This is a genomic window from Streptomyces sp. RK62, from assembly GCF_018070255.1.
In the GTDB taxonomy this organism is placed as follows: Bacteria; Actinomycetota; Actinomycetes; order Streptomycetales; family Streptomycetaceae; genus Streptomyces; species Streptomyces nigra.
The window spans coordinates 1-14628 of record NZ_JAGPYD010000029.1 but is presented as its reverse complement, the minus strand read 5'-3'; the positions used below and the strand labels follow the sequence as shown (position 1 = coordinate 14628).

Here is a 14628-nt window from a genome sequence, read left to right as displayed (position 1 = left end):
CGGCAGCACAGGTGGGACCAGGTGGGGCAGCGGGAAGGGGCAGCCGGTTTGACCACGCACGCACCGCAGGCGGCGCAGGCCGTCACGCTGCCCACGACGCTGGACGAGGCCGTGGCGGCGCTCACCGCCATGCCCGCCGCCGTGCCCGTCGCGGGCGGCACCGACCTCATGGCCGCCGTCAACTCCGGGCAGCTCAGGCCCGCCGCCCTGGTCGGCCTCGGCAAGATCAGTGAGATCCGCGGCTGGCAGTACCAGGACGGGCACGCCCTGCTCGGCGCCGGACTCACCCACGCGCGGATGGGCCGCCCCGACTTCGCCGCCCTGATCCCGGCGCTCGCGGCCGCCGCGCGCGCCGCCGGCCCGCCGCAGATCCGCAACGCCGGCACCCTCGGCGGCAACGTCGCCTCCGCGTCCCACACCGGTGACGCGCTGCCGGTCCTCGCCGCCCTCGAGGCGACCCTGATCATCGCGGGCCCGGGCGGGGCCCGCCGCGAGATCCCGGTGTCGCACCTGCTGGCGGGCGTGGACACGCTGCGCGCCGGTGAACTCATCGGCTACGTGCGCGTGCCGCTGCTGCACGCCCCGCAGGTCTTCCTCAAGGCCACCGGGCGCACCGGCCCCGGGCGGGCCCTCGCGTCCGTCGCGGTCGTCCTCGACCCGGCCCGGCGCGGCATCCGCTGCGCGGTGGGCGCCATAGCGCCGATGCCGCTGCGGCCTCTGGAGGCCGAGCAGTGGGTCGCCCAGCTGATCGACTGGGACAACAACCGCGCGGTCGTCCCCGAGGCCCTGCAGGCCTTCGGCGAGTACGTCGCCGCGGCCTGCATCCCCGACCCGGCCCCGGCCGAGGACGGGACCGTCGCCCAGCACCCGCCCGCCGTTCTGCACCTGCGGCGCACCGTCGCCGCGCTGGCCCGACGAGCACTGGGGAGGGCGCTGTCGTGACCGACGACCGGCACGGAGAGGGCGCGCCCCGCGGCAACGGCCGCTGGGACCCGCTGCCCCAGGGCGAGTACGACGACGGCGCCACCGCCTTCGTCGAGCTGCCCGAGGGCGGCATCGACGCCCTCCTGGCCTCCGCCGACAGCCCGCTCGCCGCCCCCGGCCAGGGCTATGTGCCGCCGCGGATCACCGCCGCGCCCGGCACCACCGACCCGGCGGCGCCCGGCGGCTGGCCCGCCGCGGGCACGCCCCCCGAGGGCGCCGGCTGGCCCGACCCGAACGCCGCGCCCCAGGACGGCGGCGACCGGTTCACGTACAACCCCGCGGCCACCCAGCAGTGGCACCTCCCGGACGCCCAGAGCCGCCCGCCCGGCCAGGACGTCACCGGGCAGTGGTCGATCCCGCTCGCCGGAGGGGACCTTCCGGACGAGTCGGGCGAGTTCACCACGTCCTCGCTCGTCGAGCAGTGGGGCGGCGGAGCCCCGGCCACGCTTCCGGGCGGCGCGTCCGCCCCCTGGGCGCCCCAGCAGCCCGAGCAGCCCTGGGAGCGCACCGCCCCCGGCGAGCCCGCGCCCGACGGCTACACGGCCGCGCCTGAGCGGCAGTCCGCGCCCGATGCCGCCGAGGAAGCCGCGGAGGCGGCGGAGAACGCCGCGCAGGCCGCCCAGGCGGCCCGTGAGGCGGGCGATGCGGCAGCGGCTGCCGAGGACGCCCGGGAGGCCGCCGAGGCCGCCCAGGGCCCCGCGGAGCCCTCCGCCGAGGCCGACGCCGACGGCGAGGGCGCCGAGGAGTCCGGCGAGACGCCCCCGCCGTCCGGCGAGGAACACCCCCTCGCCTCCTACGTGCTGCGCGTCAACGGCGTCGACCGGCCCGTCTCCGACGCCTGGATCGGCGAGTCGCTGCTCTACGTGCTGCGCGAGCGGCTCGGCCTCGCGGGCGCCAAGGACGGCTGCTCGCAGGGCGAGTGCGGCGCGTGCAACGTCCAGGTCGACGGTCGGCTCGTCGCCTCCTGCCTGGTGCCCGCCGTGACCGCCGCCGGCAGCGAGGTGCGCACCGTCGAGGGGCTCGCCCAGGACGGGCACCCCTCGGACGTGCAGCGCGCGCTCGCCCGCTGCGGCGCCGTCCAGTGCGGCTTCTGCGTACCGGGCATGGCGATGACCGTGCACGACCTGCTGGAGGGCAACCCGGCCCCGAGCGAGCTGGAGACCCGGCAGGCCCTGTGCGGCAACCTCTGCCGCTGCTCCGGCTACCGCGGTGTCGTCCGGGCCGTCCAGGAGGTCGTCGCCGAACGCGAGGCCCACGCGGCCGCCGAGTCCCCCGACGGGGAGGACGGCGAGGCCCGCATCCCGCACCAGGCGGGCCCGGGAGCCGGCGGCGTCAACCCGTCGGCGTTCGAGGCGCCCGGCGCCATGGGACCGCACGACCCGTACGGCCAGGACGGAGGCCAGGCGTGAGCAACGAAGCCGCCACCGCGACCACCGCCGCGGAGGCAGCCCCCGCCCCCGAGCAGGTTCCGCACGGCCTCGGCGCCTCCCTGCCGGCCGCCGACGCCCGCGCCAAGACCGAGGGCACGTACCCGTACGCGGCCGACCTGTGGGCCGAGGGCCTGCTCTGGGCGGCCGTCCTGCGCTCCCCGCACCCGCACGCGCGCATCACGTCCATCGACACCACCCACGCGCGGGAGATGCCCGGCGTCCGCGCCGTCGTCACCCACGAGGACGTCCCCGGCAGCCCCCTGCTCGGCCGCGGCCGGGCCGACCGGCCCGTCTTCGCCTCCGACGTCGTACGCCACCACGGCGAGCCCATCGCCGCCGTCGCCGCCGACCACCCCGACACCGCGCGCCTCGCCGCCGCCGCCGTCATCGTCGAGTACGAGGTGCTCGACCCGGTCACCGACCCCGAGCAGGCGTTCGAGGCCGAGCCGCTGCACCCCGACGGCAACCTGATCCGGCACATCCCGCTGCGCCACGGCGACCCCGACGCGGCCGGCGACATCGTCGTCGAGGGCATGTACCGCATCGGCCGCCAGGACCCGGCCCCCATCGGCGCCGAGGCCGGACTCGCCGTACCGCGCCCCGACGGAGGCGTGGAGCTCTACCTCGCCTCGACCGACCCGCACACCGACCGGGACCGCGCCGCCGCCTGCTTCGGCCTGGAGCCCGAGCGCGTCAAGGTCGTCGTCACCGGCGTCCCCGGCGCCACCGCCGACCGCGAGGACCAGGGCTTCCAACTCCCGCTCGGCCTGCTCGCGCTGAAGACCGGCTGCCCGGTGAAGCTCACCGCCACCCGCGAGGAGTCCTTCCTCGGCCACACCCACCGGCACCCCACCCTGCTGCGCTACCGCCACCACGCGGACGCCGAGGGCAGGCTGGTGAAGGTCGAGGCGCAGATCCTGCTCGACGCGGGCGCCTACGCGGACACCTCCTCCGAGGCGCTGGCCGCCGCGGTCGCCTTCGCCTGCGGCCCGTACGTCGTCCCGAACGCCTTCATCGAGGGCTGGGCCGTACGCACCAACAACCCGCCCTCCGGCCATGTGCGCGGCGAGGGCGCCATGCAGGTGTGCGCCGCGTACGAGGCGCAGATGGACAAGCTCGCCAAGAAGCTCGGCGTCGACCCGGCCGAACTGCGCCTGCGCAACGCCCTGGCCACCGGCGACGTCCTGCCGACCGGCCAGAGCGTGACCTGCCCGGCCCCGGTCGCCGAGCTCCTGCAGGCCGTACGGGACCATCCGCTGCCGCCGCTGCCCAAGGACACCCCCGAGGACGAGTGGCTGCTGCCCGGCGGCCCCGAGGGCGCCGGTGAACCGGGCGCCGTACGGCGGGGCGTGGGTTACGGCCTGGGCATGGTGCACATGCTGGGCGCCGAGGGCGCCGACGAGGTCTCCACGGCCACCGTGAAGGTCCAGGACGGGGTCGCGACGGTGCTGTGCGCCGCCGTCGAGACCGGCCAGGGCTTCACCACCCTCGCCCGGCAGATCGTCCAGGAGACCCTGGGCGTCGACGAGGTGCACGTCGCCCCCGTCGACACCGACCAGCCTCCCGCCGGCGCGGGCTGCCGCGGCCGGCACACCTGGGTCTCCGGCGGCGCCGTCGAACGGGCCGCCAAGATGGTCCGCACCCAGCTCCTGCAGCCCCTGGCGCACAAGTTCGGCATGTCCACCGAGCTGCTCCAGATCACCGACGGCAAGATCACCTCGTACGACGGCGTCCTGTCGACGACCGTCAGCGAGGCGCTGGAGGGCAAGGAGCTGTGGGCCACGGCCCAGTGCCGCCCGCACCCGACCGAGCCGCTGGACGGCGCCGGCCAGGGCGACGCGTTCGTGGGCATGTCCTTCTGCGCGATCCGCGCGGTCGTCGACGTCGACATCGAGCTGGGCTCGGTACGCGTGGTGGAGCTGGCGCTCGCCCAGGACGTCGGCCGGATCCTCAACCCGGCCCAGCTGGAGGCCCGGATCGAGGCGGGTGTCACGCAGGGTGTGGGCATAGCGCTCACCGAGAACCTGCGCTCCGCGCGCGGTCTGATCCGCCACCCCGACCTGACCGGCTACGCGCTCCCCACGGCGCTGGACGCCCCGGACATCCGGATCGTGAAGCTGGTCGAGGAGCGGGACGTCGTCGCGCCGTTCGGCGCCAAGGCCGTCAGCGCCGTGCCCGTGGTGACGTCGCCCGCGGCCATCGCCTCGGCCGTGCGCGCCGCGACCGGCCGCCCGGTCAACCGCCTCCCGATCCGCCCCCAGGCCGCGGTCGTCCACACCACCCAGTGAACGGGCCCGGCGCAGCAGCCGCCGGGCCCGGATCAGACGTGAATCCCTCATGAATCAGCGGCGAATTCGGCGCGTTGTGGGAACGTACCCGGGGCGCTCCGGCGTCTACTGAGGTGAAGCGCTCTCATGGGCCGTGCCGGGGCCGGTGCGTTGTCAGTGGTGGCGCGTAGTGTTCTGGGCAGTGGGGACGACGGCCGGGTCCGGTGACCGGCCGGTCAGGCGTGTCGTGCCCAGGGGCGGTGAGCAAGCGCATGCGGGGGAGCCATGAGCACGACGATCACGACCCAGGCGGGTGACCGGACGATCATCCTGTCCGAGCCCGAACTCGACCCGTACGTCACGCACGCGGCCACCCGCCGCTGGCTGACCGGCCCCGGACTCCCCGGCGGCAACACGGTGCTGAGCTTCGCCGAGCTGTCCCGCGCGGGCCTGCGCACGGTCGCCGACTCGACCGGCGACGCGGCCCCCGGCCGGCTCACGGCGGAGCTGTGCGACCAGCTGGTGATAGGCGGACTGCTCGGCCCCGGCGGCCGGGAGACCGAGTCCGTCCTCCTCGACGGCACGACCGGCGAGATCTCCACGACCCACGTTCTGCGGGACCGGCCCGACCTGATGGACCGCCGCGCTCTCGCACCCTCCCTGCGCACGCTGGTCCGCTTCGCCGAGGCCACGGACGAACTCGCCGGGCTGCGCGGCCAGTTCGCCTCCTACGCCGGGCGCTACGGCACGAAGGCGGTCGCGGAGGCGTCCCGGCATCTGCTGTCGGTGTTCGAGGAGGGCACGGACGGCGAGCCCGCACCCTTCTGGAAGATGGCCGCGCTGATCCGCCCGCTGGCGCTCGTCGCGGGCCGCGCCGGGCAGTCCGGGCTGGCCCTGGACCTGCCGCCGCGGTTGCTGGACGAGGAGTTCGGGCGGCGCGCGGTGGTGCGCTTCGAGGAGGTCGACTTCCCGTCCGCCCTCGGCCATGAGCCGACCCGCCGCTTCCTGCGTGAAGTGGGCCTGCCGGAGGGCGGGTTCCTCTTCACCCTGGACACGGACGCGCCGCTGGCCACCCTGGACGAGTACGACGCCGAGTGCGGCGCGCCGGCCGAACTGCCCTTGGCCGCCGCGTCCTTGATCCGCCTCGGCGACCTCGCGGAGGACGGCAGCCTGGTCCTCGACGGCATGACCGGCGCGGTCCTGCACTGGAGCGAGCGCGAGGGTCGTCTGTACCCGCTGAACACGGACGTCTCGACGCTGGCCTTCACCCTGTGGCTGCTGCACCGCGAGCGGGCGATAGACGCGGCGTCGGGCCACGAGCTGACGACCGCCACCTACGACCAGCTGGCCATGACGATGCTCCAGGTCCTGTCCACGGTCGACCCGACGGGCACCGCGACGGACGGCACCGCCCGGCACTACTGGACGGAGGCGTTCCAGGACGAGGCGGTGGGTGTACTGGAGTCCTGCGGACGCTGAACCGGCGCCGGGTGGGTGGCCCCAGTAGGACGGGCGACGTCAGCCGGTCTCCGTTTGTGCGGCGCGACGGCGGCGTACGCCGGGAAGCGAGTCCAGGCCGACGAGGCCGCCGGCGTGCCGGAGTGCGACGCCTGCTGACCTGGTGCGGGTGCCCCCGGGGCGAGCTGCCCCAGGGGCGGGCGTTCGTCAGCCGGTCTCGGCTCCGGCGGCGCGACGGCGGCGTACGGCGAGGAAGAGGCCGGCGCCCAGGGCCGCGGCGGCCGCAGCGGAGCCCGCGATGAGCGGGGTGCCGTCCGAGCCGGTGCTCGCGAGGTTGCCGTCGACGGAACCGGTGCCGGAGCCGGAGCCGCCGGTGGAAGAACCGCCGGTACCACCGGAGCCCCCGGTGCTCTGCCCGGACGGGTCGTTGCCACCGGAGGAGCCGTTGCCCCCCGTGCCGCTGCCGCCGGAGGACCCCTCGGAAGGCGTCGGGTCGGGCTCGTAGTCGGTCGGGATGGCGATGCGGATGGCGGCCTTGTCGTTGGCGGGGTTCTTGTCGAAGGCGGGGTGGATGTCGTACACCGACGTCGCCTTCACCTCACCCGTCGTCGTCTTCGTGTCCTTGCCGATGTCCAGCGTGAAGGTGAACAGCACCTCCTCGCCGACGTCGAGCGTGTTGTCGTCCGGCACGCACACGTACGTCGGCTTGCCCGGTGTGCCGCCCGGTCCGCTCGGGCCGTCGATGCCGAACGGCGAGCAGGCCTTCGGCACCACGGAGGCGGTGGTGCCCTTCGGGATGCGGACCATCAGGGCCGTCTGGTCGTCGCTCTCCTGGTTCTGGATCCAGCCGGGTCCGTCGTTGCGCAGCCGCACGGTGATGGACTGCCGGTCACCCGCGAGCGCCTCGGTGTCCTCACCGACGGCCGCCAGGTCGGCCGAACTGTCCGCCGTCAGGGTGAGCCGCCGGTGGCTGTCGTCGTACCCCTCGCCGGGGGCCTCACCGGTGGCGGACGTGCCGTACTGGACGGCCTCCATCAGGGCGTTGGGCAGCGCCTTGAACCGTACGGGCGTCTCGATGGAGGCGCCCGGCTCGATCACCTCGTCGATCTCGCACAGCGCCTGGCGGACCTTGTCCTCGACGGTCGTGTAGGTACAGCCCGGCACCTGGGCGGGGAAGTCCAGCCCACGGGTCAGCCGGACCCGGAACGTGATCCCGTCCGCGGCGGCGGTGCCCTTGTTGGTGATGACGACGTTCTCGTCGTACACGTCGCCCGGCTTTGGAGACGTCTTCGGCAGCTCCGATATCACCAGGTCCGCCGCACCCTCCTCCGCGTACGCCGACGGAGCGGCGAGCGTGGGAACGGCGGCGGCGATCGCGGCGGCGGCCACGAAGGCGGCCGAGGTACGAAGGTGCGAGGTGCGGATGCGCTGGCGCACGGATGGGTCTCCTCGTCGGACAGAAGGCACGGCGACCGGAGTCTGCGACCCCGACACCAACAGGACCCGCCGGGCCGGCGGAGGGTTGTGCTCCTGTTTGAGGAGAGACGGGGGAGGACTTGTGGGGCGAGGAGAGACGGACAGAAAAAGGGGGCGGCACCTCAGGGGTGCCGCCCCATGTCTCGCTCGGTCGGGCGGTGGAGGCCGTGGCGGGAATTGAACCCGCGTACCTCGCTTTGCAGGCGAGTCCCTGAGCCACTCGGGCACACGGCCGTTCGCAAGGCCCGTGGGGCGGGCCTGGTCGGTGGTTCGACCGTACGGGCGGGGTCCTGCGGGGCTCAAGGGAAGCGGGCCGTGTGCAATGTGACTGCCATGCCGCGTTCATGAAACCGGCGGTCGTACGACCAAGGTCCCAGGGGAGGTGAGGCCCCCGACAGGGGTCAATGTCAGTCACGGCCCTTACTCTGGCGACCATGACTGCCCTCGAGCCGCGCGACGCCGATGTCGCCAAGACGTCCGCCCTTCCCTCCGCCGCCGCACCGGAGGAGAGCGTGCTGGGGCGGTCGTATCGGGCGCTCAGCATCGGGATCGTCTCCGTCGTGCTGCTCATCGCCTTCGAGGCGACGGCCGTCGGGACGGCGATGCCGGTCGCCGCGCGGGAGCTGGACGGGGTGTCGCTGTACGCCTTCGCGTTCTCCGGGTACTTCACCACGAGTCTTTTCGGCATGGTGCTGTCGGGTCAGTGGTCCGATCGGCGTGGGCCGCTCGCGCCGCTGACCTGCGGGATAGCCGCCTTCGGCGCCGGTTTGCTGTTGTCCGGCACGGCGGGGGTCATGTGGCTGTTCATCCTCGGGCGGGCCGTCCAGGGACTCGGCGGCGGGCTGGTCATCGTCGCCCTGTACGTCGTCGTCGGCCGTGCCTACCCCGAGCGGCTGCGCCCGGCGATCATGGCGGCGTTCGCCGCGAGCTGGGTCGTGCCGTCCATCGTGGGGCCGCTGGCCTCGGGTGCGGTGACCGAGCATCTGGGCTGGCGGTGGGTGTTCGTCGGGATACCTGTGCTGGTGCTTCTGCCGTTGGGGCTCGCCCTGCCGCAGATACGCCGCCGCGCCGCCGGGCCCGTGCCGGGAGCCGGGGGTGACGCCTCCTTCGACCGGCGCCGTATCCGGCTCGCCCTTGCGATCTCCTTCGGGGCGGGGCTGCTGCAGTACGCCGCGCAGGACCTCCGGTGGATCTCCCTCGTCCCCGGCCTCCTGGGCGCCGGGCTTCTCGTCCCGGCCGCGCTCGGCCTGCTCCCGCGCGGCACCTACCGGGCGGCGCGCGGCCTGCCGTCCGTGGTCCTGCTGCGCGGTGTGGCCGCCGGGTCGTTCATCGCGGCTGAGTCCTTCGTGCCGCTGATGCTGGTCACCCAGCGGGGCCTGTCGCCGACGCTCGCCGGGTTCTCGCTCGCGGCCGGCGGGGTCACCTGGGCGCTGGGTTCCTGGGTGCAGTCCCGGCCGCGCGTGGAGCCGTACCGGGAGCGGCTGACGACCACCGGGATGGTGCTGGTCGCCGCGGCCGTCGCGGCGGCGCCCAGCGTGCTGATCCACTCCGTGCCGGCCTGGACGCTGGCCGTCGCCTGGGCGTTCGGCTGCTTCGGGATGGGCCTGGTGATCTCCTCCACCAGCGTGCTGCTGCTCAAGCTCTCCGCCCCCGAGGAGGCCGGCACCAACTCCGCCGCCCTCCAGATCTCCGACGCCCTGTCGAACGTCGTCCTGCTGGCTGCGGGCGGCGCCGCGTTCGCCGCGCTCGGCGGCGGCGCGCTGAGCCACGCCCCGCTCGACGCGGGCGGCGCGGGTTCGCACCCGGCGGCGTTCGCGGCGGTGTTCCTGCCGATGGCGGCGGTCGCCCTGGTGGGCGCCTGGGTGACCACCCGGCTCCGGGAGCGCTGAACCCGCGCCCGCCGGACCGCTCCGCCGGACCGCTCCGCCGGACCCTCGGCTGTGACGTCGGTCCCACCCCCGGGTGACGCGGGCCGGTGCGCGCGTCGTGGGGGTGGGGCGCCGGTAGGGTGACCCGGTCGTCGTACGCAGCCGAGAACCGGAGACCGTGACTACCACCGCCGCCTCCTCCCACCACCTTTCCCCCGCCTTCCCCGGCCGGGCCCCCTGGGGCACCGCGAGCAAGCTGCGCGCCTGGCAGCAGGGCGCGATGGAGAAGTACATCCAGGAGCAGCCGCGGGACTTCCTCGCGGTCGCCACGCCCGGCGCCGGAAAGACGACCTTCGCCCTCACCCTGGCCTCCTGGCTGCTGCACCACCATGTCGTGCAGCAGGTCACGGTGGTCGCGCCGACCGAGCACCTGAAGAAGCAGTGGGCCGAGGCCGCCGCGAGGATAGGCATCAAGCTGGACCCCGAGTACAGCGCGGGCCCGCTCGGCAAGGACTACCACGGCGTCGCCGTGACCTACGCGGGCGTCGGTGTGCGCCCCATGCTGCACCGCAACCGCGTCGAGCAGCGCAAGACCCTGGTGATCCTCGACGAGATCCACCACGCCGGTGACTCCAAGTCCTGGGGCGAGGCGTGCCTGGAGGCGTTCGAGCCGGCCACGCGGCGGCTCTGCCTGACCGGTACGCCGTTCCGGTCCGACACCAACCCGATCCCCTTCGTGACGTACGAGGAGGGGCAGGACGGCATCCGCCGGTCCGCCGCCGACTACACCTACGGCTACGGCAACGCGCTCGCCGACCACGTCGTGCGCCCCGTCATCTTCCTCTCCTACAGCGGCAACATGCGCTGGCGGACCAAGGCCGGCGACGAGATCGCCGCCCGGCTCGGCGAGCCCATGACCAAGGACGCCGTCAGCCAGGCCTGGCGCACCGCGCTGGATCCGCGCGGCGAGTGGATGCCGAGCGTGCTGCGCGCCGCCGACCAGCGGCTCACCGAGGTCAGGAAGGGCATCCCGGACGCGGGCGCCCTCGTCATCGCCTCCGACCAGGACTCCGCCCGCGCCTACGCCAAGCTGATCCGGGAGATCACCGGCAGCAAGGCGACCCTCGTGCTGTCCGACGACGCCGGCGCCTCGAAGCGGATCGACGACTTCAGCGCCAGTGACGACCGTTGGATGGTCGCCGTCCGGATGGTGTCCGAGGGCGTCGACGTACCCCGGCTCGCGGTCGGCGTGTACGCCACGACGATCTCCACCCCCCTCTTCTTCGCACAGGCCGTCGGCCGTTTCGTACGGTCCAGGCGGCGCGGCGAGACCGCCTCCGTCTTCCTGCCGACCGTCCCCGACCTGCTCACCTTCGCCAACGAGATGGAGGTGGAACGGGACCACGCCCTCGACAAGCCGAAGAAGGAGGGCGAGGAGGACCCGTACGCCGAGTCCGAGAAGGAGATGGAGGAGGCGAACAAGGAGCAGGACGAGGACACCGGCGAGCAGGAGCAGTTCTCCTTCGAGGCGCTGGAGTCCGAGGCCGTCTTCGACCGGGTCCTCTACGACGGCGCCGAGTTCGGTATGCAGGCCCACCCCGGCAGCGAGGAGGAGCAGGACTACCTCGGTATCCCCGGGCTCCTCGAACCCGACCAGGTGCAGCTGCTGCTGCAGAAGCGGCAGGCCCGGCAGATCGCGCACAGCCGCAAGAAGCCGGACTCCGAGGCCGACCTCCTCGAACTGCCCGCCGAGCGGCGCCCGGTCGTCTCGCACAAGGAGATGATGGAGCTCCGCAAGCAGCTCAACACCATGGTCTCCGCCTACGTCCACCAGAGCGGCAAGCCGCACGGCGTGATCCACACCGAGCTGCGCCGGGTGTGCGGGGGACCGCCGAGCGCCGAAGCGACGGCCGGGCAGCTGCGGCAGCGGATCGCCAAGGTGCAGGAGTGGGCCACCCGGATGCGGTGACTCCGGGCGCGAGTGACCCGCCACCCGCGTACCGCGCCGTCGCGCGCCCCACCCGGCACCGCACGCCCCTCCCGCAACTCCGTGCACCGCACATATAGGGCCGAACCCGCCCGGTCCGTCCCCGGCCATGCCCGGATTCTGGACGGAGCCTTCCGCTCAGCGAACCGGCTTCGCTAATGTCCGCCTACGCACACGCCCCGTGGCAGCGCCGCCGCGGAGCGCAGCCGTGAAGCGACGCGGTCCGGAAGGCCGGACCGCCGGCCGATCGGCGGCCTCTGAAGCGCGTGACCGACGGGACTCGGTGACGCCCGCCGTGACGAGGCCGTCGACCTCACCACTAAGGAGTGGGCGTCGTGACCGCGGAGACCTCTCAGACGCTCGACCGGGGACTGCGCGTCCTCAAGCTGCTGGCCGATACGGACCACGGACTGACCGTCACCGAGCTATCCACCAAACTGGGCGTGAACCGGACCGTCGTGTACCGGCTGCTCGCCACGCTCGAACAGCACGCCCTCGTCCGCCGCGACCTCGGTGGCCGCGCCCGCGTCGGGCTCGGCGTGCTGCGGCTCGGCCGCCAGGTGCATCCGCTGGTGCGCGAGGCGGCGCTGCCCGCGCTGCGCTCCCTGGCCGAGGACATAGGCGCCACGGCCCATCTGACGCTGGTGGACGGCTCGGAGGCGCTGGCCGTCGCCGTGGTAGAGCCGACCTGGACCGACTACCACGTGGCCTACCGGGCGGGTTTCCGGCACCCCCTGGACCGCGGGGCCGCGGGCCGCGCCATCCTCGCCGCCCGCAAGCAGCCCCCCGAGGGCCCCGGCTACACCCTGACCCACGGCGAACTGGAGGCGGGGGCGAGCGGAGCCGCCGCCCCGCTGATAGGCGTCACCGGCGTCGAGGGCAGCGTGGGCGTCGTGATGCTGGCCGACGCCGTACCCGAGCGGGTGGGGCAGCGGGTCGTGGACGCGGCCCGGGAGGTCGCCGAGGCACTGCGCTGACGCGGCCCGGGAGGTCGCCGAAGCACTGCGCCGACGCGCCACGCCCCCGGCATGATCGGCGCGACACCCCCTAGGCAGCCCCCGCGCCCCCTCGCGACACTCGTGTCATGACCTCACTGAGCATCCGCACCGTGCACGAGACCGCCGGGTTCGCCGCCGTCGCCGACTACTTCAGTGATGTGTGGAAGACCCCGCGCAGCGCGCCCCCGCTGCTGCCGGAGACGCTGAACAGCCTCGCCCACGCGGGCGGCGCGGTGCACGCCGCGTACGACGGGGACCGCCTCGTCGGCGGCTGCGTCGCCGTGTTCGGGCCGCCGGCGGCCAGAGAGACGTACTCGCTGCTCGCCGCCGCCGAGCGGGGGCTCGGGCCGCGGCTGAAGGAGACGCAGCGGGCGTGGGCGGTGGGGCTCGGGGCGCGCACCATGCGTTGGACCTTCGACCCGCTGGTGGGCCGCAACGCCCGCTTCAACTTCGCCAAGCTGGGCGCCGAGGGCACCGGCTACCTCGTCGACTTCTACGGCCCCATGGCCGACGGTGTGAACGACGGTGACGAGACCGACCGGCTGGAGGCCACCTGGGACCTGACCGGTGCCCGCCGTCCGTCCGCCGTCACGGCCGCCGAACGCGAGGCCGCGCCCGTCACCCACCGGGCGCCGGACGGCGGGCCGCTCGCCCGCCGCGACCCGGGGGACCGGTATGTGTGGTGCCGGGTGCCGGAGGACGTCGTGGCGTTACGGGTGACGGACCCCGAGCTGGCCCTCGGCTGGCGGCGGGCCGTGCGCGAGGTGCTCACCAAGGCGTTCGCCGAGGAGTTCACGGCCACGGACATGTCCCGCGACGGCTGGTACACGCTGACCCGCCGGGAGGACACCCCGTGAAACTCGAACGCGTCGAGCTGGTCCACATCGCCATCCCGCTCGTCACCCCGTTCCGCACCTCCTTCGGCACGATGACGACGAAGGACACCTTCCTGCTGCGGGTCGTCACGGACACCGCCGAGGGCTGGTCCGAGTTCGCCGGCGACCCCGAGCCGCTGTACTGCTCGGAGTTCGTCGCCGGGGCCGAGATCGTGCTGCGGGACGTCCTGCTGCCCCGGGCCGCGGCCCTGCCCGCCCTCACCGCCCCCGTGCTCGGCCCGGCCCTGGCCGGCGTCAAGGGGCACGAGCTGGCGAAGGCGGCCCTGGAGACGGCGGTCCTCGACGCCGAGCTGCGGTCGTACGGCATGTCGCTGGCGACCTACCTCGGCGCGGTGCGCGAGCGCGTGCCGGCCGGGGTGTCGGTCGGGATCCGGCCGAGCATCGGCGAACTGCTGGACGACGTCGAGGGGTACCTCGCCGACGGGTACGTGCGGATCAAGCTGAAGATCGAGCCCGGCTGGGACCTGGAGCCGGTGCGTGCCGTACGGGAGCGCTTCGGGGAGACCGTGCCGCTCCAGGTCGACGCCAACGCCGCCTACACGCTCGCGGACGCCGAGCATCTGCGCCGGCTCGACGCGTTCGGGCTGCTGCTGGTCGAGGAGCCGCTCGCGGGCGGCGACCTGTACGGCCACGCCCGCCTCCAGCAGCGCCTGGCGACCCCCGTCTGCCTGGACGAGTCCCTGCACAACGCCCGTGACACCGCGTCCGCGATCGCCCTGGACGCCTGCCGGGCGGTGAACGTGAAACCGGCCCGGGTGGGCGGCTATCTGGAGGCGCGGCGCGTCCACGACGTGGCGTACGCGCACGGGGTGCCGGTGTGGTGCGGCGGCATGCTGGAGACGGGCATCGGCCGCGCGGCCAACCTGGCGCTGGCCGCGCTGCCCGGCTGCACCCTGCCCGGTGACACCTCGGCCTCCGCCCGCTACTTCGCCGAGGACCTCACGGAGCCGTTCGTCCTGACCGACGGCCACCTCCCCGTGCCCAAGGGCCCCGGCATCGGCGTCCACCCCCTCCCGGAACCCCTGCACCGCTTCACGACCTCCCGCCGCGCCCTGTACACCCAGTGACCCGGCGCCCCGCGCACTGCCCCCGGTCCGCCCCGAGGCCCCTGCCCGATCCGGGGCCCCGCCCCGGTCCGGCGCCCCGGTCCACCCCCGAGGCTCCTGCCCCGGTCGGGCGCCCCGGACCGAATCCGACGCCACCCCCCGGTACGGCGGCCCCGTACCGCCCCGACGCCCTTGCCCCGGTCCGACGCCCTTGCCCC

Annotated in this window: 10 protein-coding genes and 1 tRNA gene; 9 read left to right on the top strand and 2 right to left on the bottom strand. The window is 74.3% G+C overall.

Annotation, left to right across the window (positions count from 1 at the left end; genetic code table 11):
- Positions 1-48 precede the first annotated feature (48 nt).
- From KBY32_RS34610 to KBY32_RS34595, 4 genes are all read left to right on the top strand, one after another.
- Positions 49-942, top strand: coding sequence for a xanthine dehydrogenase family protein subunit M (locus tag KBY32_RS34610; protein WP_055624598.1), 894 nt, complete (start codon positions 49-51; stop codon positions 940-942).
- Positions 939-2393 (top strand): 2Fe-2S iron-sulfur cluster-binding protein, encoded by a 1455-nt coding sequence (locus tag KBY32_RS34605; protein WP_210982856.1) that lies wholly within the window; start codon positions 939-941, stop codon positions 2391-2393. The genes KBY32_RS34610 and KBY32_RS34605 overlap by 4 nt, the downstream gene beginning before the upstream one ends.
- Positions 2390-4702 carry a xanthine dehydrogenase family protein molybdopterin-binding subunit gene (locus KBY32_RS34600; RefSeq protein ID WP_055624596.1) on the top strand — a complete coding sequence of 771 codons (2313 nt, stop codon included), beginning with the start codon at positions 2390-2392 and terminating at the stop codon, positions 4700-4702. Before KBY32_RS34605 ends, KBY32_RS34600 begins: the two co-directional genes overlap by 4 nt.
- A 264-nt stretch (positions 4703-4966) precedes the next feature.
- Positions 4967-6160: an SUKH-4 family immunity protein gene (locus KBY32_RS34595; RefSeq protein ID WP_210982855.1), complete on the top strand. Its 1194-nt coding sequence runs from the start codon at positions 4967-4969 to the stop codon at positions 6158-6160.
- A gap of 186 nt (positions 6161-6346) precedes the next feature.
- Here the strand turns inward: KBY32_RS34595 and KBY32_RS34590 are convergent, their stop codons facing one another.
- A complete protein-coding gene (locus KBY32_RS34590) occupies positions 6347-7576 on the bottom strand; it encodes an LPXTG cell wall anchor domain-containing protein (protein WP_210982854.1) in 1230 nt (409 codons plus the stop codon).
- A gap of 198 nt (positions 7577-7774) precedes the next feature.
- A tRNA-Cys gene (locus KBY32_RS34585) sits at positions 7775-7849 on the bottom strand.
- A 200-nt stretch (positions 7850-8049) separates the two neighbouring features.
- Between KBY32_RS34585 and KBY32_RS34580 the strand changes: the two genes are divergently transcribed.
- The 5 genes from KBY32_RS34580 (at position 8050) to menC (ending at position 14431) form a co-directional block, all read left to right on the top strand.
- Entirely contained in the window at positions 8050-9504 is a 1455-nt protein-coding gene (locus KBY32_RS34580) for an MFS transporter (RefSeq protein ID WP_115507333.1), read from the top strand.
- Positions 9505-9661: 157 nt separating this feature from the next.
- On the top strand, positions 9662-11452 hold the full coding sequence (locus KBY32_RS34575) for a DEAD/DEAH box helicase (RefSeq protein WP_055624590.1): 1791 nt from the start codon (positions 9662-9664) through the stop codon (positions 11450-11452).
- A gap of 353 nt (positions 11453-11805) precedes the next feature.
- A complete protein-coding gene (locus KBY32_RS34570) occupies positions 11806-12447 on the top strand; it encodes an IclR family transcriptional regulator (protein WP_055624649.1) in 642 nt (213 codons plus the stop codon).
- A gap of 107 nt (positions 12448-12554) precedes the next feature.
- On the top strand, positions 12555-13325 hold the full coding sequence (locus KBY32_RS34565) for a chorismate synthase (RefSeq protein ID WP_210982853.1): 771 nt from the start codon (positions 12555-12557) through the stop codon (positions 13323-13325).
- Positions 13322-14431 (top strand): o-succinylbenzoate synthase, encoded by a 1110-nt coding sequence (menC, locus tag KBY32_RS34560; protein ID WP_210982852.1) that lies wholly within the window; start codon positions 13322-13324, stop codon positions 14429-14431. The genes KBY32_RS34565 and menC overlap by 4 nt, the downstream gene beginning before the upstream one ends.
- The last annotated feature ends 197 nt before the right edge of the window (positions 14432-14628 follow it).

What these genes read in the sequence shown, in the direction of transcription:
- KBY32_RS34565 (WP_210982853.1), top strand. Translation starts at nt 12,555, where the DNA reads ATGACCTCACTGAGCATCCGCACCGTGCACGAGACCGCCGGGTTCGCC.
- KBY32_RS34595 (WP_210982855.1), top strand. Translation starts at nt 4,967, where the DNA reads ATGAGCACGACGATCACGACCCAGGCGGGTGACCGGACGATCATCCTG.
- KBY32_RS34580 (WP_115507333.1), top strand. Translation starts at nt 8,050, where the DNA reads ATGACTGCCCTCGAGCCGCGCGACGCCGATGTCGCCAAGACGTCCGCC.